This is a genomic window from Mycobacterium attenuatum (assembly GCF_900566085.1).
Lineage (GTDB): Bacteria > Actinomycetota > Actinomycetes > Mycobacteriales > Mycobacteriaceae > Mycobacterium > Mycobacterium attenuatum.
Genome location: NZ_UPHT01000173.1, coordinates 37,071 through 62,366, shown reverse-complemented (window position 1 = coordinate 62,366; position 25,296 = coordinate 37,071). Strand labels below are relative to the sequence as shown.

The following is a 25,296-nucleotide window of genomic DNA, read 5'->3' as shown; positions in this document are numbered from 1 at the left end:
GGTCTACAGGTACTGTCCGGTGCCGTGCCCGTGGCCCGGCTTGCCGACGCCCGGAGGCAGCGCGCCCTGGCGCATCTGTTCCAGCTGCGCGCGGGCGGCCATCTGCTGGGCGAACAGCGCGGTCTGGATGCCGTGGAACAGACCTTCCAGCCAGCCGACCAGTTGCGCCTGTGCGATGCGCAACTCGGCGTCCGAAGGTGCGGCGTCCTCGTTGAACGGCAGGGTCAGCCGGTCGAGTTCGTCGCGCAGTTCCGGTGCGAGGCCGTCTTCGAGCTCGCGGATGCTGGTGGCGTGGATGTCGCGCAATCGGTTGCGGCTGGCCTCGTCCAGGGGCGCGGCACGGACCTCCTCGAGCAGTTGCTTGATCATCGTGCCGATTCGCATCACCTTGGCGGGCTGTTCGACGAGGTCGGTCAGTGACCGCTCGTCGGAGTCGTCGTCGGTTATCGCCATGAACCGCGGTTCGCCACCGATGATCTCGACGCCCTCGACATCTTGGTCGTCGTTGCCGGTAGTCAATCCAGTCACCATCCTCTTACGTGTCGACTAGGAGTGTGGCGTCGCGCTCTGCCCGCGCCACTCGTAAATCCGCGCCCCGCCGTTGTCGTAAATCTTCTTCCACGACGGCGATTTCTCCAGAGAGACTAGCCCGTCGGGAACGGCGAACCCCCTGACCGTCGGGCTGCTGGTCAGGATGTAGCGGATGTTGAGCGCCTTGATCGACTCCAGTACCCGCCGATCGGCATCGCCATTGCGGGCGTAGGCCCAGAAGATGAACCGGTGGTAGCCGGGGCCCTGTTGCACGGGGTAGTCGTAGTGGGTCCACAGCGGGTGCAGGTCGGCCACGGCATACATCCAGGCCGTGCCGTCGGTGTTGGCGTTGCCGATCAGGGTGTCGCGCGCGCCGGGCAACGCCGCCAGGTAGGCCATGGCGTCGAGGTCGCGTTGGTCAATCATCACCGAGTCGTACTTGTCGCCGAACAGGAAGCGGTGCCGCGGAAAGTAATGCCAGGTGCTGGCCAGGCAGATTCCGATCAGCAGCGCGGCGGTGACCCAGGTCCAGAATGGCTGCGGCAGGGTCTCGAAACGCTTGAAGCGCTGGGTCAATCGTTTGGCCCCGGCCACGGCCAGCATGACGATGGTGAACAGGGCGACGCCGGCCATCAGCATCAACAGCAGCGTGGTGGCTGCCGCGATCCGGCGCGGGTCGTTGTAGAAGAATTCGCCGAGCCCGCCGGCCACGACCTCAATCGGGCCGCCCAGGGGGGTGCCGGCATTGACGTTCATCACGATCAGCAGCAACCACACCGCCAGCGGCCACCAGATCTTCTTGACCAGCAGAATGAAACCGCCGACGGCGGCCAGCAGGATCAGCGCGTACTGCACCGGGAAGTCGTTGAGGTGGCGGGAGTGCTGGAAAACGGCATCGAATACACCGCGCCGCTTGCTCAGGTAGGTGAGAAACGAGTGCCCGGCGATGATGTCTTCCTGCTGCTGGACGCTGAGGAACTGCGGCAGCATGATCAGCCCGGTGATCACCGCCACGCCGGCCAGCGTCAGCAGGTCGGCCAGCCGGCCGCGGACCGGATGCCACAAGGCGTCGAAAAGCCACCAGGCCGAAACCAACAGCACGACGACGAGGCCGCCGCTGATGTGCACCGACAGCACACCGACGAACGCCAGCACTGCCACCGGGATGCGGTCGCGGTGCCGTAACGTCGAGGTGATCAGCGCCATGGTGGGCACCGCGACCCCGTAGGCCGCCAGGTTGGGCATCGCGGCGGTGTCGAACTCGACATAGGGCACGGCGGTGAACGACGCCGACAACGCCGCCGCCGTGGCCGCCGCGCCCGCGGTGCGCCACTGCGTGGTGCGGGTGCGTACCGCTCGCCAGGTCAGCACCGCCGCGCTCACCGGAAACAGCCAGACCGCCGCGGCCAGCGAATTCAGCGTGTAACCGGTGGTGGCCGCGGCCCCGGTCAGCTGGCAGAACACCGCGGCCAGCGCGTGGAACACCGACGGGTAGTACAGCAGTGCATGGGTTTCGACGTTGCGCAGCTCGCCCATGTGGTTGGGCGATGCCTGACCGGTATCGAGGATGAAGCGCACCGTGTTGGCATGCCACACCGCGTCCCAGGTGCTGGGAATCGACTGCCAGTGTGGGATACCTCGATAGGCCGCCCAGGCGATGAACAGCGCTCCCAGCAGCACCCCGGCCGCGACGGTCAGCGCCGGACCGCGACCGACCGACCGCTCCTCGGCGTCGCGGTCCCGAAAGCGGCCCAACAACAGCTGAAGGCCGACCGCCACCGCGGCCACGACGGCCAGGGCCACCAGCGCAGTCCAGCCGTTCCACGGGATGCCCAGCGCGCCATAGGGCAGGATCGCCACGGCGATGACGCCGTACGTCAGCGGCGGGCCCACCGCAATGGCGGTGGGCCAGGTCAGCTGAGCGATGCGTGCGACGATTGCCCCGGGCGCGATCAGCAAGATCAATGCGATCAGCGTTCCGAACCACAAGCTCACTGGACTAGTATGGCTGGCCGGGTGTCCTGGCCCGCGAAGCCGAACCGGCTGCAACGTCGATGGGACACCCGCTACCGGCACCAATTTGCAGATATAGCGAGATCACTAGGGTGGCTGGCATGCCATATGACGTCGCCCGGGTGCGCGGACTGCACCCGTCGCTGGGTGACGGATGGGTGCACTTCGATGCGCCGGCCGGCATGCTGATCCCCGATTCCGTCGCGACCACCGTCTCGACGGCGTTCCGCAGATCCGCCGCCAGTACCGCGGGGGCGCACCCTTCGGCGAGGCGCAGCGCCGCGGTGCTGGATGCGGCGCGTGCGGCGGTGGCCGATCTGGTCAACGGTGACCCGAGCGGCGTGGTGCTGGGCGCCGATCGCGCGGTGCTGCTGTGGTCGCTGGCGGAGGCGTCGTCGTCGCGGGCGGGCCTGGGTTACGAGGTGATCGTCAGCCGCCTGGACGACGAGGCCAACATCGCGCCATGGCTGCGCGCGGCACACCGCTACGGTGCCAAGGTCAAGTGGGCCGAGGTCGACATCGAGACCGGCGAGCTCCCGACGTGGCAGTGGGAGAGCCTGATCAGCAAGTCCACTCGGCTGGTCGCCGTTACCTCGGCATCGGGGACCCTGGGCGCGGTCACCGACCTGCGGGCGATGACCAAGCTGGTGCACGACGTCGGCGGTCTGGTGGTGGTCGACCACTCCGCTGCCGCTCCGTACCGGCTGATCGACATCAAGGAAACCGAGGCGGACGTGGTGGCGGTGAACGCCGTCGGCTGGGGCGGGCCGCCGGTGGGCGCGATGGTTTTCCGTGAGCCGGCGCTGATGAACACCTTCGCCTCGGTGTCGACGAACCCCTATGCCACCGGGCCGGCTCGGCTGGAGATCGGCGGGCACCAATTCGGTTTGTTGGCCGGGGTGGTCGCCAGCATCGAATACCTCGCCTCGCTAGACGAGTCGGCCCGCGGAAGCCGACGTGAACGCCTTTCGGTGTCCATGCATTCGGCGTCGGCGTACCTGAACCGGATCTTTGACTACCTGATGGTGTCGTTGCGGTCGCTGCCTCTGGTGATCCTGATCGGCCGCCCGGAAGCGCGGATACCGGTGCTGAGCTTCGCATTTCACGACGTGCCGGCCGATCGGGTGGTACAGCGCTTGGCCGACAACGGAATTCTGGCGATCGCCAATGCCAATTCCCGGGTGCTCGACGTGCTCGGCGCCAATGATGTGGGCGGCGCGGTGACCGTCGGGCTGGCCCACTATTCGACGATGGCCGAAGTCGACCAGCTGGTGCGTGCGTTGGCTTCGCTGGGCTGAGTTGAGCCAACCGCTAGCGACCGTAACGCCCGGGCGAAATTTCGGCTTTGGACTCAAGCGCCGATAGGCCCGTGGCGTTGCGTCGCGGGTCAGATGGTCAGCAGGATCTTGCCGTACGTCTTGCCCGACAGCATCAGCTGATGCGCCTGCGCCGCCTGTTGGATCGGCAGCCGGGTACCGATGACCGGCCGAACCCGGTCGTTGGCGATCATCGGCCATACCGAGGCCGTCACCGCCGACGCGATGGCGCTCTTGCCGTTCGGACCGGTCACCGGCCGGGCCCGCAGCGTGGTGCCGATGATCCGGGCCCGCTTGGTGAGCAACTTGCCCAGGTTGAGCTCCGCCTTGACGCCGCCCTGCATGCCGATGACGACGAGCTGCCCGTCGGTTGCCAGGGCGTCGATGTTGCGGTCCAGGTAGGCCGCGCCCATGATGTCGAGGATCACGTCGGCCCCGTCGGTCTCCTCTTTGAGGCGCGCGACGAAGTCCTCGTCGTGATAGTTGATGGTGATCTGCGCCCCGAGACCGCGGCAGAGTTCCAGCTTTTCCGGCGTCCCGGCGGTGACCGCCACCCGGGCACCTAACGCGCGAGCGACCTGGATCGCGTGGGTGCCGATGCCGCTGGCGCCGCCGTGGATCAGCAGCAGCTGACCCGGGCTCAGGTGGGCGGTCATCGCCAGGTTCGACCACACCGTGCAGGCGACTTCGGGCAGTGCCGCGGCGTCGACGAGGCCGACGGTCGGGGGCAGCGGCATCACCTGGCCGGCCGGGATGGCGACGTATTCGGCGTAGCCGCCGCCGGCCAGCAACGCGCAAACCTCTTGTCCCGCAGACCAATCCGTCACATCGGCACCCACCGAGGCCACCGTGCCGCTGACCTCCATCCCGATGGTCTCGCTGGCTCCGGCCGGCGGCGGGTATTTTCCGGCGGCCTGCAGCACGTCGGCACGGTTGACACCGGCCGCGGCGACCTTGACCAGCACTTCGCCCGCGCCCGCCGAGACATCGGGGACTTCCCGCCAAACCAGTTGCTCCGCCGATTCGGCGACGATGGCACGCATGAGGGTCACGCTACAACCGCTACCCTAAGCAGCGGTGGCGTGGCAGAGCGGCCTAATGCACTCGCCTTGAAAGCGAGAGACGGCTAAAACCGTCCGGGGGTTCAAATCCCTCCGCCACCGCCCTCCGCCACCGCCGTTGGGGCGGTTGCGAGTTTGGCGCCAGGAGCTCAGGGTCGTTCGGCCGGGGGGACTGAATGGCGGTTCCTAGCTCGCGGCGGATTCGACGGAGCGGGAACGTTCCTCGGTGAAGCGGGCAACGGCTTCCCGGACGTGTCCGGACACGAATGAGCGCGCCATCTCCTCGGCGTCGCGCTCGATCTGCGCGGCGCCGAGGGCGGGTTTGACCAGTTCCCGCGTGCGCAGCAGAGCTGGGAAGCAGTGGTTGGCCACGGATTCGGCGATGCGACCCACGGCGTCGAGCGGCACGTTGGTGACCAGGTCGTCGATCAGCCCGGTACGCAGCGCGTTCGCCGCGTCCATCGGGCGGCCGGTCAGCATCATCCATTGGGCGGTCGCGTCGCCGACGATAGTGGTCAGCCTGCGCAGTGTGATGCCGTCGGGGACAACCCCCAGCGCGCCGAACGGCAGCTGGAACGTGCTCCGCGCTGTCGCGATCCGGTTGTCCGCCGCCAGAGCCAGCTCGACGCCGCCGCCCGCCGCGAGGCCGTCGACGGCGGCGATCGTCGGGATCCGGCAGGTGGCGACGGCGGCCAATGCCCCGACGACGATCCGGCAGTACGCGGTCGCGGCGTCGAGATCAGTGGTGGCGGCCAGCACGTCGGCGAGGTCGGCCCCCGCGGAGAAGTAGCCGCCGGCCCCCCGCAGCGCGATCAGCCGGACCCCGTCGGTCTCGGCGAGCTCCGGGACCACTTCAGCGATCGCGGTCCACATCGCTGAGGTCAGGGCGTTGCGCTTATTCGGGCGCGAGATGGTTACCGTGGCGAGCGGACCGTCGATCTTCCACAGGACCTCACTCATCGGGTGACCTCGACCATCTCGCTGTGCGCGAGCAGCACACCGTCGGCGACCAGACCGGCGATCTCGCTCTCGGACACTCCGAATTCGCGCAGGATCTCTCGGCTGTGTTCGCCGAGCAGGGGAGGCGCCATCCGCACGGAGCACGGCTGGTCGTCGATGTGCAGGGGGCCACGGACGAGGTGCACGGTGCCGAGGCTGGGGTGGTCGACGCTGTCGACGACGTCGACCGCGCGCACCTGCGGGTCGGCAAAGACGCCCGCCATGTCGTGGACCGGCCCGGCCGGGATGTCGGCTTCACGCAGCAGCCGGACCCAGTGGCTCGAGTCCGCCCTGGCCAGAGCCCCGGCGATGACGGCGTCGAGTTCCTCGCGATGGCGCAGCCGGCTCGGGCTGTCGCAGAAGCGCGGATCGCTGATAACGTCCTCGCGGCCGACCAGTCGGCAGAGCCGCTCGAAATGGGCCTGGGTGCCTGCGGCGATGTTGATCGCGTGGTCGGCTGTCTGGAACACGCCGCACGGCGCCAGAACCGGATGGGAATTGCCGACGCGTTCGGGCACGGTGCCGTTGGACAGGTAGTTCTGCGCCTGGAAGGTGAGGACTGCCAAGGCGCTCTCGAGCATGGAGGTGCCGACGGTGCGGGTCGTGACACCCCGGGCACGCCCGGCGAGCGTCGCCGCAACGCCGACGGCGGCGAACATCCCGGTGAGCAGGTCGACGATCGGCAGGCCCACCCGCACCCCGATGCGCGACGGTTCGCCGGTAAGCGACATCAGGCCGCCCATGCCCTGGATGATCTGGTCGAAGCAGGGTTCGCCGTGCAGCGGTCCGCGGTTCCCGAACCCGGTGACACTGGCGACGATGACGTCCGGTGCGTGCTGGTCGAGCCAGTCGGCGTCGAGGCCGATGTCCGCCAAGATCCCGGGACGGAAGTTCTCCACGATCACGTCGACCTGCTTGGCCAGCCGGAGCAGCACGGCCCTGCCGTCGTCGGAACGGAGATCGAGGGAGATAGAGCGCTTGTTGCGGTTGACCGAGACGTGGTAAAGGCTGGTGCCCCGATCGTGCGGCCCCCAATGGCGGATCATGTCGCCGCCGGTTGGCTCGACCTTGATGATGTCGGCGCCGAGGTCGCCGAGGAGCGTGGTGCAGAACGGGCCCGACAGCGCCCGGGTGAGGTCCAGGACGCGGATGCCCTCGAGCGGAAGGCGCTTGGCGGGACCGGTTGCCGAAAGAGGTTGGCCATGCGAACTGTCATGCGTCATGACGCACAAACTTACGGCGGCCATGATGCCGGCAATATAGTTGCCAAACTATTATTCAATGGATCTTGATAGGTTTGAACCCATGTCCAGGATCGTGGCGGACATTGCTGCACTTCTGCATTCCTGCCGGGCCGGAGCCGCGGCGAGCGATTCCACGCGGGCTATCGCACGACTGGCCGACAGCTTGGCCCAGACAGGTGAACAGGCGGACCTCTCCTCGTTGCAGGCACCGATCGAGGGCATCAGGTCCGACTACGCCGGTTATTTGCGCCGGGAGACCGAGCTGTACCGACTGTTGCAGACGGCGCAGCGGCTGCTCGGCACCGCTGCCCTGGAGGAATTGCTGGGCGTCATCGTCGAGGCGACTCGTGATCTGATCGGCAGCCAGGTTGCCCACCTCAACCTCGTGGATCGCGACGAGCAGTTCTCGACCATCCGTGCGACCACCGGCGCCCGCACGGAGACGTTCCGTCTTCAGCACACGCCCGCCGGAGCGGGGTTCACCGGACTAGTGCTGCGTCTTCGGAGCCCCTATGTCACGAAGGATTATCTGAGCGACCCTGCCATCGACCACGATCCGTCTGGCGACGCCTCAGTTCGCGCAGACCGTCTCGTCACGATGGCCGGAGCGCCGATGCTCGACAACCGGGAGCCGCTCGGAGTGCTCATGGTCAGCTGGCGGCGGCCCGTCACCGTCACCGACGAGCAAGTCGACCTGCTGACATCGCTGGCTTCGCTGGCAGCCGTGGCCGTCGCTGCGGCCCGCCGTCACGAGGAGGCACGCCGGTCCCGCATCGCGCTCGAGGAAGCGAACGAAAATTTCAGACGGGCGAACTCTCAGCTCGAATGGGGTGCCCAGGCTCATGACCGGCTGCTGGCCCTGCTGCTGCCCGGAACTCGGACCGACGCGGTCGCCGAGACCATGAACAAACTCTTGGGAGCGAAGGCCGCCGTCCTCGACCCGCAGGGTGTGATCCTCGCCGCGGCGCCTCTGTCGTGGCGGCCCGTAATAGGTCGCGGCGTCCTCGACGGAATCGCTGCCGGCGGCCGGGCCGGGCATGTCACAGGTGAGGGCGGGGCGTCGCTGTGGGCGGCTCCTGCCCATTCCGGCGGTGAGGCGCTCGCGGTGCTGGTCGTCGAACGCGATGATCTCCTCGAGATGGAACGCCTGCTATTGGAGCGCGCGGCGACCGCGACCGCCCTGCTTCTGGCCACCAGGCATGCCATCTCCGAGGCCCAGTTCCGCTCGTCTGCCGACCTGGTCACCGACCTGGTCCGCGGTCGACGGCTCGAAACTGTGGAGCGGCAGGCTGCGAGCCTGGGCCTGGAGCTCAGCACGCCGAACGTCGTCCTCGTCACGTCCACGCTGACCGATCGCCGACGTCAGACCCGCTCACTGTTTCGCGGACATGCGCACCGGGTCGGCGGGCTTCCCGGCGAGATAGACGGCCACCTCGTCGCCATCCTTCCGCTGGCCGACCCACACGCCGCAGCAACCGATGTCGCCACCGCCCTCCACGAGGCCGGACTGCTCGTAGCGGTTGGCGCCTCGGGTCCCGCAACCGGACCGAGCGACATTGAGCACCACTACGCGACAGCACTGGACTGCGCAACGGCCCAGGACAAGCTGACCGGACACGGCCCGGCCACCATCGAAACCCTCGGCTTCGTCGGACTACTGCTGGCCAACCCCGACCGAGCCCAGCTGAGCGACTTCGTGCACCGCCGCGTGGGTGCACTGGAAGAGCACGACACCGATCGTCACACGAGTCTCATCCCGACCCTCGAGGCCTACCTGGACCGCGACCGCAGCATCCGGGCGGCGGCCCGACACCTCCATGTCCACACCAACACCGTCCAGCAGCGATTGCAACGGATCGAAACGCTGCTCGGCGTCGACCTGCACACCACCGCCTCGGCAACCGAACTTCACCTGGCGCTGCGCTTACGGCGCCTGCTGCGAACGATGTGGTGAACCCAGACCCGGACATCCCGGACATCCCGGGCACCGCCGTTCAGTGCAGCGTCGGCGCATACCGAAGCACCGCGGCAACCCCGTCGGTCGGAGCCATCCGTTCGTCGGTGCGCACCAGCGAGGCGCCCACCGAGATCGCCAGCAGCGGTAGCGCCTCGTCGGCTCGCAGCGTTTGCGCCGGTGCGGCCCCCTGCTCGGAAAGCACGTCCGCGTTGGGGGCAACGGTGGTCAGCCCCTCGTCGGCGACCACGGTGGCGTCTCCGATGTCGCCGACGATCAGCGTGTCGACCGCCCCCTGCCGCAATGCCGAACAGACGGCGCCCAGCCCCTCGGCGGCCCGTCCGGACTGCCGGCCGATTTCGGCGCCGAAGCGTTCGGCCGCCTCGTCGATGACGCGGAGTCGGCGCCGGACGAACCAGGACTCGATGGCGCGCTGGACCTCGTCGAGGTCGTATCCGCTGTGGCGGGCACCGATTTTGAGCGGCACCGCCCGGCCGAGCGCCCGCTCCGGCAGGGCCGCCAGCAGGTCCGAGCGCGACCGCACCTCGCCGACGACGAAGAACGCCTCGACGCCCGTTTCGTCGACCAGCTCGGTGACGCGGTCGGCGACGGCGCGCACGTTCTTGCGCGCGGCCTCGTCGGTGCGCAACTGCGGATCGCCGTATCCCGCCGTTTCGGCGCCGGCGGCCTTATGGACGGGATAGCCGCCCCCGTCGACGGTTTCCGAGCGCAGGGTGCCGTCGCTGCGCACGGTGATGTCGGCACCGGTGTGGTCGACCTCGACCAGCACGTAGTTGGGTGGGTCGAAGCCGTGTTCCACGATCGGCACGATGTAGGGCAGCTCGGAGACTCGCACCAGCGGCGTTGCGGTGGGGCGCAACAAGTGCTCGTTGACCACCACCCCCGTCGCGCCGGCGATCACCGCGCGCCCGCTTCGGCCGATCGGTGGGCGCAGATCCAGCACGGCCTGCTCAATATCGGCGGTCACAGAGTCGGCCACGCCCTGCTCCTCGAGTTGTTCACGCAACCCACGCCATTTGAGCTCGAGCTGGTCGGTGGCGTCGTGCGTGTCGTGTGAGTCCTCGAAATAGATCGACGCGAAGGGTCCTGGCGTATCCAGCAATTGGCGAAAGCGGTCGGATTGCATACCTTTCGGGTTGCCGGACCGGTCGGCGAGCAAACCCGACAAACCCGCTAAGCCCGGTCCCCGTCGGTCTGGTCGAAGAATCGCCAGTCACCGTCGATATCGACTTCCATCCGCCAGCCAAGCTCGGCTTTGTCGGCCTTCCCCGCGAACTCCGTATCGACGAACCACGCATGTGCGTCGTCAGCGTTGCCGATGTCCTTGGTGGCCACAACTTCGCCGTGTGGGTTGATCACTCGGTAGGTAGACATGCCGGCAGGGTTCCCGCCGTGCGGTGAGGTCAATCCGACGGGATCTCGGCGGTGATGGTGTTGAGCAGCGCGCCGTATCGGCCTGCCTCGGGGTCTTTGCCGGGTTTGCCGCTGCTGATCACGGCGGCGGCCAGGCGGCGCTGCGGATCGGCCCAGACGGCGATGTTGACCAGGCCGAGATGGCCGAAAGCGGCCGGCGCGTTGCGCCCGAACGGGCCGAACCGCGTCGAACCCAGCATGTATCCGGTGCCCCAGCGCAGCGGCATCAGACCCGTGGCGACGTCGGGCCGCAGGCGCCGGCATTCCCTGACCGCGTTGCGTACGGTGTCGGGCCGCATGATGCGAACCCCGTCGAGTTCGCCGCCGCGGCGCAGGATCTCCATGAAGCGTGACAGCTCGTTTGCGGTGGAGACGGTGTTGGACGACGGGACGATGGTGCTCAGAAACAGCGGCTGGTTGGTGTAGGGGATGATCTCGTGCACGGTTCCGCCGATGGCCTTGCGGAAGGCCGCCGCAATCACCGGGGGCAACGGCCGCCCGGTGGCATGGCTCGGGGCGACCAGCGGGAGGTCCTTCTTGGCGACGCCGAAGTTGGTCCACCGAAAGCCCAGCGGGTCGAGAATTTCGGCGGCCAGGATGTCGCGGATTTCCTTGCCGGTGGTTCGCCAGATGATCTCGCGCATCAGCGGACCCCAGGTCAGCGCGTGGTACATGTGGACCAGCCCGGGCCGGTAGAGCGGCCGCAAGTCGCCGAGCTTCTGCAGGGCGTATTCGTGGTCGTCGGCTTTGGTCACGTCGGGCCGTGGGCCGGTGGGAAACGGCACACCGGCGCTGTGGGTCAGCACATGGCGGATCGTGGTCCGGTCCTTGCCGTGGCTGGTGTAGGTGGGCAGGTACTCGCAGACGCGGTCGTCGAGGGAGAAGGTGCCGCGCTCGGCGAGCATGTGCACCACCGTCGCGGTGATGGCCTTGGCCGACGAATAGGCGCAGAACGGTGTGTCGGTGGTGGCGGGGACTTTGTCCGCGTCGGGCGGGTCGATCGGCGCGTTGCCCCAGCCGTGGCCGATCGCCCGGTTGAGCACCACGCGGCCGTTGTGCCGTAGGCACACCTGGATAGCGGGATGCATTCCGGCCCGATACCAGTGCCGGGCGGCCTGCCAGATCCGTTCGATGGCCGCGCTGTCGATGTCGGCGTGGTCTTCGTCGGCGATCGCGGTGACGGCGTCCAGGTCGGCCGGGACGCGGACCTTGCCGTCGGGGGTCATCTCTGCCATCTTCGCGAGGGTACGGGGCGTTATCTCGCCGCTGTACCAGGCGGCAGGGCTTACTCCCCGGTGAACTGCGGCGGGCGTTTGGCGAAGATCGCCGAGATGCCCTCGGTCAGGTCTTTCGACGGCAGGAACGCGGCGTTCCACGCGGCGACATAGCGCAGGCTCTCCGAGACGGCTGAAATGCGTTGCTGGTCAAGCACATCCTTGATGCCGTGCACGGTCAGCGGCGGGTTCGCGGCGATCTCGGCGGCTGTGGCGTGCGCCGCGGCCAGCGTGGCGTCGGCATCCGCGTAGACGTCGTTGACCAAGCCGATCTTCTCGGCTCGGGCGGCGTCGATGTCGCGGCCTGTCAGCGCCAGTTCGCGAAGATGGCCATCGTTGAGGATCAGCGGCAGCCGGGCGAGGCTACCGACATCGGCGACGATGGCCAGTTTGACTTCGCGCACCGAAAACTTGGCGTCGGCGCTGGCGTAGCGGATGTCCACCGCCGAGATCAGGTCGACGCCACCGCCGATGCACCAGCCGTGCACCGACGCGATGGTGGGGGTGCGGCAGTCGGCGACGGCGCTGATCGCGTTCTGCATGCGCTTGATCTCGGCGTGGAACTCCGCGCGCGCGCCCGCCAGGGCCTCGCCGGACAGCAGCGGGGTGAACGAACCGCCCATCGCCGAGACGTCCAGGCCGTAGCTGAAGTTCTTGCCGGACCCGGTGATGACGATGGCGCGCACCTCACGGTCGGCGTCGAGGGCGGCGAACACCTCCGGCATCTCCGACCAGAACGCGGGGCCCATCGCATTGCCTTTGCCCGGCCCGATCAGGGTCACCTGCGCGACCCGGTCCTTGATTTCGACGGTGACGGATTCGTATGTTTCGCCCATGCCGAGACCGTAGCGTGGCGGGTATGTCCTCCGATTTGCGACCCGGACCAGATTCTCCACCGACCGACGAGCTGCAAAGCGCCGAGGCCGCACTCGGGGTCTTGCAGCAGGTGCTGCACACGATCCGCGCCGACGACAGGGCCAAGCAGACGCCGTGCACGGAGTATGACGTCAAGGGCTTGACCGGGCATCTGCTCAACTCGATCATGGTTCTCGGCGGCATGGTCGACGCGGAATTCTGCATGCGAGACGACACCGACTCGGTGGAGCGTCTGGTGATCGGCGCCGCTCGGCCGGCGCTGGATGCCTGGCACCGCCACGGCCTGGAAGGTGAGGTGTCGCTGGGTCCGGGCTCGATGTCGGCCAGGGTCGCGGTGTCTGTTTTTTCGATCGAATTCCTGGTCCACGCCTGGGATTACGCGACGGCAGTGGGGAGCGAGGTGCGCGTGGCCGACTCGTTGACCGAGTACGTGCTGGGATTGGCGCGCACGCTGATCAAGCCGCATGAACGCAGCGCCGCCGGGTTCGACGCGCCGGTCGAGGTTCCCGAGCACGCCAGTGCACTGGATCGGCTCGTCGCGTTCACCGGCCGCAACCCGGGCGGATAACTGGACAGGCGCCATCCGGCACGCCCGTGCCGCCCGTTACCGCGTGCCCGTCGATTCGCTTGACGTGATCAGCCCCACCCCGATGCTGACCCTCGGCGGTGATCCAGCTGCGTGCGAATCTCAGCAGGGCGTCGTTTTCTTCCGGTGCACCGATGGTGACGCGCACACCGTCGGTGCTCATGGGGCGGATCACGATGCGCGCCGCCGCCGCTTGTTCCACGAAGTCGCGAGTGCGTGCGCCCAGCGGCAGCCAGACGAAGTTCGCTTGCGGCGGCGGCAGATCGAACCCGGCCTCGCGCAGCGCCGCGACAACCCGAACGCGCTCGGCGACCACCGCATCGGTGCGGGCCAGCAGCTCGTCGGCGGCATTCAACGAGGCAATGGCCGCCGCTTGGGCGATGCTCGACACGGTGAACGGCACGTACACCTTGTCCAGGGCGACGATCACGTCCGGGTGGCCGATCGCGTACCCGACGCGCAATCCGGCCAGCCCGTACGCCTTCGAAAACGTTCGCATCACCACCACGTTGTCATGGGAGCGGACCAACTCCAGGCTGTCGGGGGCCATGCCGTCGCGGACATATTCCACGTAGGCCTCGTCGATCGCGACCAGGACGTGCGCCGGAACTGCCTCGACGAATTCGGCGAGGGCATCCGGCGGAACAACGGTCGACGTCGGATTGTTCGGATTGCAGACGAAGATCAGCCGGGTGCGATCGGTGATCGCGGCGCGCATCGCCTCGAGGTCGAAGGTGTGGTTGGCCAACGGGACCGGAACGGCCGTGGCGCCGGCGACCTGAGTCTGCGGCGGGTAGAGCTCGAAGCTGCGCCAGCCGAAGATCACCTCGTCGCCCACCGACGCGGTGATTTGGACGAGCTGCTGGCACAGGCTGACCGAACCGCAACCGACGGCGATGTGCTCGGGGCCGAAGCCCACGTGCTTGGCCAGCGTTGCCTTGAGCTCGAGGCAGCCGTTGTCGGGGTAGCGGTTGATCGACGCGGCGGCCGTTTCGATGGCTGCGCGGACGCTGGGCAGCGGGCCCAGCACCGTCTCGTTGCTCGCTAATTTGATTGCACCCGGCACGGTCTTGCCGGGAACATAGACCGGCAGCCCGTCGAGTATGGGTCGCAGACGGGCAGTCACGTCGACAGCATATGTTGCGGCTGTGTACTCTAAGCCTCCGGCGGCTCCGGGTACCCGGATCGGGTACCCTCATGAAGTCCATGGGAGGCGTGCCAGAGCGGCCGAATGGGGCTCACTGCTAATGAGTTGTCCCCCTTCAAGGGGACCGGAGGTTCAAATCCTCTCGCCTCCGCAGGATCCTTCCGGGGAACACAACTGAAGACAAGCGCCCGTAGCTCAACGGATAGAGCATCTGACTACGGATCAGAAGGTTGGGAGTTCGAATCTCTTCGGGCGCGCTGATTATCGGAGGCTGTTTGAGCAGCCCGGGGCCGCCGCTAGTGCGCGGCGTTGACAACAACCGCGACTCAACGGGCGTTCGATTTGGCGTGCGGCAGTGTCCCGGCGCCGGCAGCGGCACTGGAGGGTGTTCGAGTGCGCCTAGGCGTTGCCCGTCGAGGCGGCTACGACCTGGGCCGCATTTACCCAAGAAATTCGGCGGGGGAATGCAAGCTGGAGACCTGTGCCGGGGAGGCCGACGTTGCCGTTTGCCGCCGCTGTTGGCGATGCCGAGGTTGGCGTAGCCCTCATTGCGATACCAGCCAGGGAACCAAAGCCGCTGTTGCCGATGCTAGCGAGAAACATCCGACGAGCTGGGAAGGCACGGGGGTGCTTTGCGTAAGCAGAAGCCCCCGATTTCGCGAGTATTGCGTGCGCGGGTTCGTGGCCCTTCAGGCATCTCGGTTTGCACGCCCGTCGCCTGGTGTACCGCCGTACCTCAGCGCGGATCCATCACCTGCCCCGCGAAGACCACGGCGCCGGTCTTGTCGACGATGGCAAACAGGAAGGGGTGATCGACGTCCACATTCTCGGGCGCGCCCAGCCCGCCCCCGGGCGACACGGAAACGGCCGCCGCTTCCGTCCCGGACTCGTCGATCCCGACGAAGGCCTTCTGCACTAGGTGCGTGAGGTAGAGCTTTTCGTCGGCGGTGATGTTGGAGAAGTCCGCCCGATCGCGGTCGAATGCACGCGACATTCCCATCGCCGCCAGGGTCTCCTTGAATTCCTCGGTTCCCCAGGTGATACGGAACTTGGGCAAACTGAGGTCGACCGCCGCATCCGTAAAGGCCACATTGCGGAACCAAGCGTCGTCCATGCTGTTGCGAACCGCCTGGAGCTGTCCCTCGGCCGGCAGGACGATCAGCATCTTGAGGTCGCCACCGACGTAGGGGAGTTCCACCGCCTGAAAATCCGACCCGACAGCGTAGCGCAGCGCCCCGGTGATCTTGTGCATTATCGGCACGGTGACCTGTGTACCGGGCGCCACCCGAAAGCTGCCGTCGGCCGTGAGCTCTTTCGCAAACGGGTACTCCCAGCTCGCCTTGAGGTAGGCCGCGTTCAGCAACACGACACGCGTGAACGCATCTAACATGCCGGGCGGGATCAGGTCTTTGATCTGCCCCTTGGTCGCGTTGCTGGCGAAGTTGTTGATCGTGACCCGCTCGCCCTCGGAGTTGGCCTTGAAGTCGGCGAGGTGTGCGCCGGCATCGTATTGGGTAGCGAGGATGTCGAGGAACGGCGCGCGAACCGACATGCCACGTTGCAGCCAGACCGCGTCGACCATCGCCAGCTCGATGCTCCTCGGATCTTGGGCGGAGATCGCGGCGCGGTTGCGTGAACGCAGATCGGTGAGCAGTTGGTTCATGGCACGGTAGTAAGTGTCATTGCCGAACGGATCGCGCAGAACGGCTTTCATTTCGGTGGCGGAAGCTCCGGCGGCACCGGCATAGGCCATCGACAACGCAACACTGAGGCTCAGCGGAGACAAGACGAAGTTCTTTTCACTGGCTGCCGACATGCGCCGGAACAGATCCAGCCCGAAACCGTTGGTGGCATTGACAAAACTCTGCTCCTGCGCCGGAGCAACGCCTGGTGTGCTGTCGTATGCAAGGTTCGACCGGGTGACGGGCGCGGGTGTCGGTCCTGGTGTGGATTCGGCACGGTTGCGGTCGCCCCCGCAGCCGACAGCACTTGCGAAAACAACGGCAGCAGTAATCACACCGTGGAATCCGACGCGAAATGAACGGGTTACGGGGTTCACGGCGACCAGTATGCGCGCCGCGAGACGCGGATATTTGATAAATGCAGCGCATCGTGAATGCGCTCGGACGGCAGTCACCGTCAGCGGTGTATCAGGCGGTGTGGCGGTGCAACGCATGGAGTCTGAGACTGGTAAACCCATCGCCTTTCCCTCGAAAACATGTGATGATCCCGCGACGGCCGCATACGGCGTAAGACGGATCGCAGGGCGGGTAACGGCTGCGGCGCACGTCGGAAAGTGCCGGACAGGCGCGAGCAAGCAGCGAAATATGTTGCGGGACGGGTGATTTACTGCAGAAGGTGGAGAGTTCGAATCTCTTCGGGTGCGGTTACTGCCAGTGGGGAACTCTTCGCTAGAGATTTCGCTACACCTATTGCGGCCTACCGCCCGATGCGACGACGCAGCCTGGTGATCGCGTTGAACCCACGGGTGACCAGGCGGTCGGCGCGGGTGCCCATCGTCGGCAGCATCCCGATCTGACGAGCAAATCCGGCGCCGTCGTAGTAGACAGTATTGCTGGCCACCCGGCCGTCGGATGCCAGCTGGATGACGTCGCAGCCGCGAATCTCGACTCGGCGGCCGGTCGCTTCGATGCCCTGAAAAGGCGATCCCGTGAACGATCCGCCACCCTTCCACTGGACCACGACCTGGCCTGCGCCGTCATCGACGACATTCTCTATCACCAGCCGCCAATCTGGGACCGCTGCGAACAGGCTGCTGAACCATTGCGTCAAGGCGGCTGCCCCGCGCACGGTTTCACCGGTGGCGAGGAAGTAATCGACCGAGTCGTCGCTCCAGAATTCTTGTGCCTGGGAGAAGTCACGTTGGTCGAAGACACGGCGAAACACCTCCCGAACCCACTCTGCGTTGGTGGTTCCGGGTTGCAGCGCAGTCATGTGTGGCCTCCTTCAGCGGTCGCTGGGACGATCATGGCCATTGTCCCCGACAATAGGTGCGAACACGAGGTTGATGGGCGCCGTGAATCACGGCGTCGGCAATAGGTGCGGCCGTCATATGTCATGATGTCGTCACGCCCAGGACGGCCCTCCCGCGTCATGCGCGGATTCGTCGCGTGGCATATTTCTCGATTTCTCGTCGTCCGCCCACGGGACCCGTCGCTGCGCCCTCACGACCTGGTTGGCCGCTAGCTTTTCCAGGAGCCACCGGGCACCTGGCGCTCCGGGAACTTCAGTCAACTAGTGCGGCGACTCGATGATGGTCAGCGCCCGCTCGAACAGGTGCACCGTGGCCGCGTGCAGCTGATCGCCGACTTCTTTCTCCGCCTTACCCGCACAGGCGCGCGCCAGCGTGCCTTCGATCACGATGCCGAGTTTGAAGCAGGCCAGCACGGTGTACCAGGTGATGTGTGACAGGTCGCGGGTGGAGTTGGCGGCGTAGCGGTGCAGCAGGTCGTCGGTACTGGCCAGCCCGCGTTGGCCGCCCAGGGCGTGGCTGAACACGCTCGACCCGTCGGGCTGGCGCCAGGTCGCCAGCAGCCATCCCAGGTCCAGCAGCGGATCGCCGATCGTGGACATTTCCCAGTCCACGATGGCGACCACGGCCGGCCCGGTCCAGGAGAACATGACGTTGGCGGCGTGGTAGTCACCGTGCATGATGCCGGGGGTCCACGCGGTCGGCCGGTGACGCTGCAACCACCCGGACACCTGCTCGATTCCCGGGATCTGCGGCCCTGGGTAGCCGTCGTACTGCTGATAGGACTCCAGCTCGGAAAGCCAGCGCGGCACTTGGCGTTCCAGGAAGCCGTCGGGCTTGCCGAAGTCGGCGAGCCCGACGCCCACATGGTCCACCGCGCCCAGCCTGGCCAGTGCGTCGGCCATCGACAGGCCCATCCCGAACCGCACCGCCGCGTTCCCGGCGTGCAGCGGCGGCAGCCCTTCACCGGCGTTGAAACCTTCGACTGGTTCCATCAGGTAGAAGACGGCGTCGCCGAGCACGCCGGGGTCGTCGCAGGTGGCGATCAAGCGCGGATGCGGGACGTCGGAGCCGGCCAGCGCGGCCAGAACCCTGGTCTCTCGCAGGATCACCGCGTTGCTGCGCGGGCGCAGGTGTCGCGGCCCGCGCCGCAGCACATAGGGCCGGCCGGACCTGTTGAATCGCAGCATGAGGTTCTGTGTTCCGCCGGTGACCGCGGACACGTCCTCCAATGGGCCGTCGCCGAGTCCGCGCTCGGACATCCATGCCGCCACCGCTTCCAGGTCCACCTGTCAAAAACTACTCTGGTGCAATGACGTCGCCGGTACTCCAACGTTGGATTGAGATTGTCGATTCCGGCCGCATCGACGGTCTCGACATGTTGCTCGCCGAGGATGCGGTGTTCTTTTCGCCCGCGGTGTTCACCCCACAAAGAGGCCGTGCCAACGTCCTTGCCTACCTGAGTGCGGCGTTGCAGGTGTTCGCCGACAGCAACTTCCACTACGTCGAGCAGTGGCACAGTGCGCACTCGGCGGTCCTTGAGTTCGAGGCCGACATGGGCGGCATCTTCGTCGACGGAATCGACATGATCCACTGGAACGACCACGGGCAGATCGTGTCGGTCAAGGTGATGATTCGCCCGGTCAAAGCTCTGCAGGCCCTCATCCCGAAAATGGCCGAACTGCTGGCGCAGCCCTAAGACTTGGCGCGCAGGGTATAGCGAACCGTCTGAGCCCGGATCATGCCGTCGGCGAACACCAAGGTGTCGACGCCGTCGTCGACCCGGCTCGCCGCCGAATCGGCGCTCCACTCCAAGAACAGCAGGTCGCCTTCGAAAATCTGAGTCTTCAAGTCCCATGCCGCATTCGGCAGATCGGCTAGCAGCTTGACGAATACCTGCCGGATGGCGTCTTTGCCGCGCGCAACGCCGGCCGGGGTGAGCACCACGGAGTCGTCGGCGTAGTCGGCCACGATCTGGTCGAGGTCACCGGTGGCCAGCGCTCGACCGTGATGGGCGAATACTTCCTTGGGCATGCGAGTCATAGCGAGCGATCGTAAGCCCGCGCCCGCTGGAAGAATAGGTCGGGAACCTGACTCTTCTAGCCGGCGAGGTGTGGCCAATGCCGCGAACGGACGACGATTCCTGGGACATCACCGAGAGCGTGGGCGTTACCGCCCTAGGCGTGGCGGCCGCTCGGGCCGCCGAGACCGAAAGTGAAAACCCGCTCATCAGGGATCCGTTCGCGCGGGTGTTCGTCGAGGCCGCGGGGGAGGGCATCTGGTCGGTGTTCGCCGATCCCCGGCTGCTGAACCAGGCGGTCGACAGCGAACCCGGGGTATGGCACCGGGTTCGGGCGATGATCGACTTTATGGCCACGCGGACGGCGTTTTTCGACGAGTTCTTTCTCGGCGCCGCCGACGCCGGTGTGCGGCAGGTGGTGATTTTGGCGGCCGGACTCGATTCCCGCGCCTGGCGGCTGACCTGGCCCGGCGGCACTGTTGTCTACGAGTTGGACCAGCCCAAGGTGTTGGACTTCAAGACCACCACGTTGCGACAACACGGCGCGCTCCCGACGGCAGAACTGGTAAACGTCCCGATCGACCTACGGCAAGATTGGCCAACGGCGTTGCAGAAGGCCGGATTTGATGCTTCCAAGCCGTGTGCCTGGTCGGCGGAGGGGTTGCTGCGCTATCTGCCGGCCACAGCCCAGGACCTGTTGTTCGCGCGCATCGACGCGATGAGCCCCGCCGGCAGTTGGCTTGCTTGCAATGTGCCAGCCGAGGGCTTCCTGGACCCTGATCTGGTTCGGCGCCAGCGCGAGGATATGCAACGCATGCGAGCCGCGGCGGCCCGGCTGGTCAAGGTCGAGCTGACCGACCTCGATGAGCTCTGGTACGCCGAGGAACGCACCCCGGTGGCCGACTGGCTACGCAAACGTGCCTGGCAGGTGTCGACGCAAACCGCGGCGGAAGTGTTGGCCCGTTACGGCCGCGGCGTGCCCAGCGGCCTCGAAGATTCCATGCCGCCAACGCTTTACGTGTCCGCGCAGCGGCCTGCTGGGTGAGGCGTCGACGGGCTGCTGTTCGGCTTACCCCGCGAGCATCCCCGCGACGTCATCCTTGATGGCCGCGATGGCGTCGACGGGGGTGAGACTTTGGCCCTGGCTGTTCTGGCCGAGTTGTGGCCAGCCGTCGCCGTTGGGCCCGCGCAATTGATCCCAGATCTCGCGAACCTTGGTCAGCAGCTCGGCTTGCTCGTCGTCGGTGAGCGCCATCAGCGGTCCTCCGTTCACTGTGATGCCGCAGGCCGCGGCAAATTGCCGTGGTGTCAGTCCGTCAGCTGAGTTCATATCGCAGCGGCCGAAAGGCGGGCAGCCCTGCGGCAGATTCGGGCTGTAACCCGAGCCGTCGGTGTACTGGTGGGCGACCTGGCCGGGCAGGCGGGGGTTGGACCCGTAGCCGGCCGCGATCACCCGCAGACCCGGCGGGCGCACCCGCCAGATGTTCCAGAAGTCATAGGCGTTGGCATAGCCGATAATTCGCCTGGCTGACCCGGCGTACTCGGCCAGATTCTAATACAACTGGTTGATCCACGCCGAGCCGTCACCCGGCGGGTTGCCGCCGGACTCGACATCGAGCATCAAGGCGACGCGTCGGTGCAAGCCGCCTGCGGCATCGATCATGGCACGCACGGTATTGGCGTTGGCCAGCCAATTGGGACGGACATAGGTGTAGACGATCCCGAATGTCATTCGGCCGCTGTTCAATGCGCCCCGCATCCACGCATAGTTTCGTGCGAAGTTGTGATCGCGATAGGTGCCGTCGCAAACGCGGATGGAAAGCACCCGGTAGGGATATGAGTCATCAACGGGCACTTGATATTCGGATACGTCGGCGAACAATGTATCGACCATATTTCAGCTAGAGCCCTCCCAATCCCCCTTTACCGCAATGCTTGTCGCCCATGGTACAGATCCGTTTCACGGGTATCGGCCGGGCCGGGCGGGTATTGTCCGGATCATGGCTGAGCGACCCGCAACGGTCGATGACGTGCACCGGATCGCCGCGTCGATGCCACACGTCAAGCGGCTGGCCGGGCCGCAGGGTAACCCCATCTACCAGGTGGGCGGCAAATCGTTCGTGTACTTTCGCACCCCACGGCCGGACGCGGCCGACCCCGACACCGGGGAGCGCTACAGCGACGTCATCATCATGTGGGTGGAGTCCGAGGCCGACAAGCTGGCGCTGACCCAGGATCCGAAGTCACCGTTTTTCACTACCCCCCACTTCGACGGGCATCTGTCGGTGCTTGTGCGGGCCGGCCGATTGGCGGAAATCGGGATCACCGAACTGACCGAGATGATCCAGGACGCTTGGCTCTGCCGCGCCTCGAAGAGACGCGCGGCGCAGTGGCTGGCCGCCCATAACTGGTAGTTAGCCGCCCGCACAAATTCCGACTGCTAATTCGTTTCGACGCTTGCATCGGAACATGTTTAAACACGGGTGCAACGGGTATCTCTGGTCCACGGGATTTATCTCGAAACACAATGGAGGTCACCATGCGTGGGCGCGGAGTTGTCGGGGCGATTGTGCTCGTGTGGTTACTCATCGGAGTCTTCGCGACGTGGCAGCGAGGCTACTTCAAAGGTGAGCAAACAAGTTGCGCTTCAGCGGGAACCGTTGCGGTGACGGTGATCGCGGGACCCCTGAATTACCTCGGTGTGAACCCGAAAGTAACAAATTGTCATTTGCCGCAGCCTAGCTCCATGCAGCTGGTCGATCACAGCCCCTCAATGTAAAGGAAGTCACCATGATCGTCGTCGGCGCCATCTTGCTCATTCTCGGATTCGTGTTCGGCATCCATTTGTTGACGGTGCTCGGAATCATCTTGCTGGTGATCGGCGCCGTGCTGTGGGCGCTGGGCTCCATGGGCCGCCCGGTCGCCGGCCGGCGGTACTGGTACTAGCGCCCGCCGCCGAAAGGTCGCGTGCCCCGTGGCCCCAGTGGCCATGCGGCTCACGCGACCTTTCACAGCTTGCGCATAGCCAAGGCATAGCGTCGGCCCAGTGCGGCGCCGATACTGGGAGTCGTGACGAGCCCGCGAACTCCGGTCGAGCGAGTCGTCATGTGCCGTGCCGACGGACTGCCGATCAGCGTCCTGGTGGTCGACGACGAACCCGTTCTCGCCGAAATGGTTTCGATGGCGTTGCGTTACGAGGGCTGGGATATCACCACGGCGCAGGACGGCGCATCGGCGATCGCCGCGGCCCGTACCGCGCGGCCCGACGTCGTCGTACTCGACGTGATGCTGCCCGACATGAGCGGCCTGGAGGTGCTGCACAAGTTGCGCAGGGAGAACCCCCGCCTGCCGGTGCTGCTGTTGACGGCCAAGGATGCTGTGGAAGACCGCATTGCCGGGCTGACCGCCGGCGGCGACGACTACGTGACCAAACCGTTCAGCATCGAGGAGGTCGTGCTGCGGCTGCGCGCACTGTTGCGCCGCACCGGCATCACCACCGTCGACAGCGGTGCCCAACTCGTGGTGGGAGACCTGGTGCTCGACGAGGACAGTCACGAGGTGGCCCGCGCCGGCGAACCGATCTCCTTGACCTCCACCGAGTTTGAGCTCCTGCGCTTCATGATGCGCAATTCCAAGCGGGTGCTGAGCAAGGCCCAGATCCTGGACCGGGTATGGAGCTACGACTTCGGTGGCCGGTCCAACATCGTCGAGTTGTACATTTCCTACCTGCGCAAAAAGATCGACAACGGTCGCGCACCCATGATCCACACGCTGCGTGGCGCCGGCTATGTCCTCAAGCCGGCCCGTTAAAGCCCGCCGGCCCTGGTCTTTACGGCTGCGACTCCTGGTCGGACAGGTCGTGGTTCTGGTCCTGGTCTGTGTCGGCATCACCGCGGCAACCGAACTGGCCTTGCGCCACCATTTGGTGAAGCAGCTCGATGGCCAGCTCAGCGGGGCCTCATATCGTTCATCGCTGCTGTACCCCGAACCGCCGCGCCGGCACGAACCGCGTTACGTGCGGGCCGGCCCCGGTCCCAAATTTCTGGACGCGCCCGGCCAGCCGGCCGGATTGGTCGCGGCGGTGGTCAGCAACGGCAAGACGATCGACGCCGGCTACCTGACCGGCAGCGGTGCCCGGGCCGCGCTGAGCGACCAGGCCCAGGCGCAGCTGGCCGCGATTGCGGGCAGTCGCACCCCGGTCACCGTAAACCTCGACGGCTTGGGTCGCTACCGGGTGGTCGCGGCTCCCAGCCGAAACCGCACCGACGTCATCGTCACCGGGCTGTCGATGTCCAACATGGACGCAACGATGTTCCGGATGCTGGCCATGTTCGGGATCGTCACCGCGGTCGCGCTGTTCGCGGCGACGACCGCCGGGGCGGTGATCATCAGGCGAGCGCTGGCGCCGTTGCGGCGCGTCGCCCAAACCGCCACCGAGGTCGTCGATTTGCCGTTGGATCGGGGCGAAGTCGCGTTACCGGTCCGGGTGTCCGACGACGACGCGAACCCCGCCACCGAGGTTGGGCAACTCGGGTCGGCCCTGAACCGGATGCTCGACCACATCGCGGCCGCCTTGTCGACGCGGCAAGCCAGTGAAACCCGGGTACGCCAGTTCGTCGCCGACGCCAGTCACGAGCTGCGCACCCCGCTGGCCGCGATTCGCGGCTACACCGAACTCGCGCAGCGCATGAGCGACGACCGCGCAGCGGTGGCTCACGCCATGAGCCGAGTGGCTTCGGAGACCGAGCGGATAACTCGTCTTGTCGAGGACTTGTTACTGCTGGCCCGGCTGGACTCCGGACGGCCGCTGGAACGCGAACCGGTTGACCTGTCGCGCTTGGCGGTTGACGCGGTCAGTGACGCACACATTGCGGGCCCGGATCACAAGTGGGAACTCGACTTACCGCCGGAGCCGGTCGCGGTGACCGGCGATGGCGCCCGATTGCATCAAGTGGTCGCCAATCTGCTTGCCAATGCCCGCATCCACACCGGCCCCGGCACCGTGGTGACCGCCCGGTTGAGTGTCGAGCCGGCGCACGCCCTGCTGCAAGTGGTCGACAACGGCCCCGGCATTCCGGTGGCACTTCAGTCGGAGGTATTCGAGCGGTTCGCTCGCGGGGACACCTCTCGCTCCCGCAAGGGCGGTAGCACCGGGCTTGGCCTGGCGATCGTCTCTGCCGTGGTCAAGGCGCACAACGGAACCATCAGCGTCAACAGCTCACCCGGTTACACCGAGTTCGCGGTGCGGTTGCCACTCGACGGGTGGCAACCGCCCGCATCGTCATCGGATTGAATTGCCCCGCGCTCAGTGCCTTGCTGCTAGGGGCAGGTGACGTCGATTTCGAACGGCTTGTTCACCGGCTGCATAGGGTTGGCCATGTCGACCCCGGTCGCCGTGCCGGTGATCTTGTAGCTGCTGCCGTTCTTACTCGCCTCGGCCTTGCCCTGGCCGGTACCCGAGGTGTATCCGAGTGTCACGCCGTTGACGTTGCCCAGACCCACCGACTTCACCTCGGGCGGGTTGGCGTCGGTGAGCACGGCGGCGATGCCCGTGGCTGCGCCACCGATCGCGATGTTGACATTGCCGGCGGCCGTCGTGCAGACGACCGAGCCGGTCACGTGCTGGTCCTGGCCGTCGATGGTGACCTTGGTTCCCGACGCCCCGCCACCGCCCGTGCTTGCCGATGCGGCGCTGCTGCTCGAGCTGCCGCCGCTGCTGGTCGATTTGTTGCTAGAACATCCGGAAAGACCCGCGGCCAGAATCGCCGCTCCGGCTATCGCCACCGTCAGTCCACGCTTCACCTGTGCTCCTTTGCCGTCGTAGCGGTCCCCTGGCTTTGAGGACCGCC

General features: G+C 66.4%; 24 protein-coding genes, 3 tRNA genes and 2 pseudogenes. 13 read left to right on the top strand and 16 right to left on the bottom strand.

The window, feature by feature from the left end:
• Window positions 1-3: 3 nt before the first annotated feature.
• Together EET13_RS27940 and EET13_RS27935 are read right to left on the bottom strand one after the other, a co-directional pair.
• Window positions 4-531, bottom strand: a complete 528-nt coding sequence (locus EET13_RS27940; RefSeq protein ID WP_122445287.1) for a bacterial proteasome activator family protein — start codon at window positions 529-531, stop codon at window positions 4-6.
• Between the two features lie 15 nt (window positions 532-546).
• Window positions 547-2,526 (bottom strand): DUF6541 family protein, encoded by a 1,980-nt coding sequence (locus tag EET13_RS27935; protein WP_122445286.1) that lies wholly within the window; start codon window positions 2,524-2,526, stop codon window positions 547-549.
• Between the two features lie 119 nt (window positions 2,527-2,645).
• Between EET13_RS27935 and EET13_RS27930 the strand changes: the two genes are divergently transcribed.
• Window positions 2,646-3,842, top strand: coding sequence for a cysteine desulfurase-like protein (locus EET13_RS27930; RefSeq protein WP_122445285.1), 1,197 nt, complete (start codon window positions 2,646-2,648; stop codon window positions 3,840-3,842).
• A gap of 89 nt (window positions 3,843-3,931) precedes the next feature.
• Here EET13_RS27930 and EET13_RS27925 read toward each other — a convergent pair whose 3' ends face one another.
• Window positions 3,932-4,903, bottom strand: a complete 972-nt coding sequence (locus EET13_RS27925; protein WP_211186554.1) for an NAD(P)H-quinone oxidoreductase — start codon at window positions 4,901-4,903, stop codon at window positions 3,932-3,934.
• A gap of 33 nt (window positions 4,904-4,936) precedes the next feature.
• On the opposite strand from EET13_RS27925, the gene EET13_RS27920 reads away from it, so the two are divergent.
• A tRNA-Ser gene (locus EET13_RS27920) sits at window positions 4,937-5,023 on the top strand.
• Between the two features lie 84 nt (window positions 5,024-5,107).
• Here the strand turns inward: EET13_RS27920 and EET13_RS27915 are convergent.
• Together EET13_RS27915 and EET13_RS27910 are read right to left on the bottom strand one after the other, a co-directional pair.
• On the bottom strand, window positions 5,108-5,881 hold the full coding sequence (locus EET13_RS27915; RefSeq protein ID WP_122445283.1) for an enoyl-CoA hydratase/isomerase family protein: 774 nt from the start codon (window positions 5,879-5,881) through the stop codon (window positions 5,108-5,110).
• A complete protein-coding gene (locus EET13_RS27910) occupies window positions 5,878-7,143 on the bottom strand; it encodes a CaiB/BaiF CoA transferase family protein (protein ID WP_122445282.1) in 1,266 nt (421 codons plus the stop codon). Before EET13_RS27910 ends, EET13_RS27915 begins: the two co-directional genes overlap by 4 nt.
• Before the next feature lie 82 nt (window positions 7,144-7,225).
• Here EET13_RS27910 and EET13_RS27905 point away from each other — a divergent pair, with 82 nt between their 5' ends.
• On the top strand, window positions 7,226-9,118 hold the full coding sequence (locus EET13_RS27905) for a helix-turn-helix domain-containing protein (protein ID WP_168991346.1): 1,893 nt from the start codon (window positions 7,226-7,228) through the stop codon (window positions 9,116-9,118).
• A gap of 40 nt (window positions 9,119-9,158) precedes the next feature.
• Here EET13_RS27905 and EET13_RS27900 read toward each other — a convergent pair whose 3' ends face one another.
• Genes EET13_RS27900 through EET13_RS27885 form a run of 4 tightly spaced genes read right to left on the bottom strand, consistent with a single transcriptional unit; the run spans window position 9,159 to window position 12,662 of the window.
• Window positions 9,159-10,265, bottom strand: a complete 1,107-nt coding sequence (locus EET13_RS27900) for an Rv2629 family ribosome hibernation factor (RefSeq protein WP_122445299.1) — start codon at window positions 10,263-10,265, stop codon at window positions 9,159-9,161.
• Between the two features lie 47 nt (window positions 10,266-10,312).
• Window positions 10,313-10,513: a hypothetical protein gene (locus tag EET13_RS27895; RefSeq protein WP_122445280.1), complete on the bottom strand. Its 201-nt coding sequence runs from the start codon at window positions 10,511-10,513 to the stop codon at window positions 10,313-10,315.
• A 29-nt stretch (window positions 10,514-10,542) separates the two neighbouring features.
• Window positions 10,543-11,778, bottom strand: a complete 1,236-nt coding sequence (gene lipE / locus EET13_RS27890; RefSeq protein ID WP_122445298.1) for a lipase LipE — start codon at window positions 11,776-11,778, stop codon at window positions 10,543-10,545.
• Window positions 11,779-11,837: 59 nt separating this feature from the next.
• Window positions 11,838-12,662 carry a crotonase/enoyl-CoA hydratase family protein gene (locus EET13_RS27885; RefSeq protein WP_122445279.1) on the bottom strand — a complete coding sequence of 275 codons (825 nt, stop codon included), beginning with the start codon at window positions 12,660-12,662 and terminating at the stop codon, window positions 11,838-11,840.
• Between the two features lie 23 nt (window positions 12,663-12,685).
• Between EET13_RS27885 and EET13_RS27880 the strand changes: the two genes are divergently transcribed.
• A complete protein-coding gene (locus EET13_RS27880; protein WP_122445278.1) occupies window positions 12,686-13,270 on the top strand; it encodes a TIGR03086 family metal-binding protein in 585 nt (194 codons plus the stop codon).
• A 103-nt stretch (window positions 13,271-13,373) separates the two neighbouring features.
• On the opposite strand, the pseudogene hisC reads toward EET13_RS27880, so the two are convergent.
• Window positions 13,374-14,414: pseudogene (gene hisC, locus EET13_RS27875) on the bottom strand (histidinol-phosphate transaminase); the annotation flags it as partial.
• Between the two features lie 83 nt (window positions 14,415-14,497).
• Between hisC and EET13_RS27870 the strand changes: the two are divergent.
• Both EET13_RS27870 and EET13_RS27865 read left to right on the top strand, forming a co-directional pair.
• A tRNA-Ser gene (locus EET13_RS27870) sits at window positions 14,498-14,586 on the top strand.
• A gap of 33 nt (window positions 14,587-14,619) precedes the next feature.
• A tRNA-Arg gene (locus tag EET13_RS27865) sits at window positions 14,620-14,692 on the top strand.
• Window positions 14,693-15,171: 479 nt separating this feature from the next.
• Here the strand turns inward: EET13_RS27865 and EET13_RS27860 are convergent.
• The 3 genes from EET13_RS27860 to EET13_RS27850 form a co-directional block, all read right to left on the bottom strand.
• The gene (locus tag EET13_RS27860; RefSeq protein ID WP_168991345.1) at window positions 15,172-16,494 is read right to left on the bottom strand and encodes a serpin family protein; all 1,323 of its coding nucleotides are present in this window, start codon (window positions 16,492-16,494) and stop codon (window positions 15,172-15,174) included.
• Between the two features lie 380 nt (window positions 16,495-16,874).
• On the bottom strand, window positions 16,875-17,390 hold the full coding sequence (locus EET13_RS27855) for an ester cyclase (RefSeq protein ID WP_122445275.1): 516 nt from the start codon (window positions 17,388-17,390) through the stop codon (window positions 16,875-16,877).
• A 300-nt stretch (window positions 17,391-17,690) separates the two neighbouring features.
• Window positions 17,691-18,689: a phosphotransferase family protein gene (locus tag EET13_RS27850; protein WP_122445297.1), complete on the bottom strand. Its 999-nt coding sequence runs from the start codon at window positions 18,687-18,689 to the stop codon at window positions 17,691-17,693.
• 50 nt (window positions 18,690-18,739) lie between these two features.
• On the opposite strand from EET13_RS27850, the gene EET13_RS27845 reads away from it, so the two are divergent.
• The gene (locus tag EET13_RS27845; protein WP_122445274.1) at window positions 18,740-19,126 is read left to right on the top strand and encodes a nuclear transport factor 2 family protein; all 387 of its coding nucleotides are present in this window, start codon (window positions 18,740-18,742) and stop codon (window positions 19,124-19,126) included.
• Here EET13_RS27845 and EET13_RS27840 read toward each other — a convergent pair.
• Window positions 19,123-19,470 (bottom strand): nuclear transport factor 2 family protein, encoded by a 348-nt coding sequence (locus tag EET13_RS27840; protein ID WP_122445273.1) that lies wholly within the window; start codon window positions 19,468-19,470, stop codon window positions 19,123-19,125. The two genes, EET13_RS27845 and EET13_RS27840, sit on opposite strands and share 4 nt — an antisense overlap.
• Window positions 19,471-19,547: 77 nt before the next feature.
• Between EET13_RS27840 and EET13_RS27835 the strand changes: the two genes are divergently transcribed.
• Window positions 19,548-20,492, top strand: coding sequence for a class I SAM-dependent methyltransferase (locus tag EET13_RS27835; protein WP_122445272.1), 945 nt, complete (start codon window positions 19,548-19,550; stop codon window positions 20,490-20,492).
• 24 nt (window positions 20,493-20,516) lie between these two features.
• Here the strand turns inward: EET13_RS27835 and EET13_RS27830 are convergent.
• Window positions 20,517-21,341, bottom strand: a pseudogene (locus EET13_RS27830) (hypothetical protein).
• A gap of 106 nt (window positions 21,342-21,447) precedes the next feature.
• Between EET13_RS27830 and EET13_RS27825 the strand changes: the two are divergent.
• From EET13_RS27825 to EET13_RS27810, 5 genes are all read left to right on the top strand, one after another.
• A complete protein-coding gene (locus tag EET13_RS27825; protein ID WP_122445271.1) occupies window positions 21,448-21,861 on the top strand; it encodes an MmcQ/YjbR family DNA-binding protein in 414 nt (137 codons plus the stop codon).
• Between the two features lie 113 nt (window positions 21,862-21,974).
• Complete coding sequence (locus EET13_RS27820; RefSeq protein ID WP_122445270.1) at window positions 21,975-22,226, top strand: hypothetical protein; 252 nt, start codon at window positions 21,975-21,977, stop codon at window positions 22,224-22,226.
• A gap of 11 nt (window positions 22,227-22,237) precedes the next feature.
• Window positions 22,238-22,393: a DUF6131 family protein gene (locus EET13_RS30690; protein ID WP_023368814.1), complete on the top strand. Its 156-nt coding sequence runs from the start codon at window positions 22,238-22,240 to the stop codon at window positions 22,391-22,393.
• Between the two features lie 159 nt (window positions 22,394-22,552).
• Window positions 22,553-23,257, top strand: a complete 705-nt coding sequence (locus EET13_RS27815) for a response regulator transcription factor (RefSeq protein WP_122445269.1) — start codon at window positions 22,553-22,555, stop codon at window positions 23,255-23,257.
• On the top strand, window positions 23,235-24,740 hold the full coding sequence (locus tag EET13_RS27810) for a sensor histidine kinase (RefSeq protein ID WP_122445296.1): 1,506 nt from the start codon (window positions 23,235-23,237) through the stop codon (window positions 24,738-24,740). Before EET13_RS27815 ends, EET13_RS27810 begins: the two co-directional genes overlap by 23 nt.
• 26 nt (window positions 24,741-24,766) lie before the next feature.
• On the opposite strand, the gene EET13_RS27805 is transcribed toward EET13_RS27810, so the two are convergent.
• Window positions 24,767-25,249, bottom strand: a complete 483-nt coding sequence (locus tag EET13_RS27805; RefSeq protein ID WP_122445268.1) for a lipoprotein LpqH — start codon at window positions 25,247-25,249, stop codon at window positions 24,767-24,769.
• Window positions 25,250-25,296: the final 47 nt, after the last annotated feature.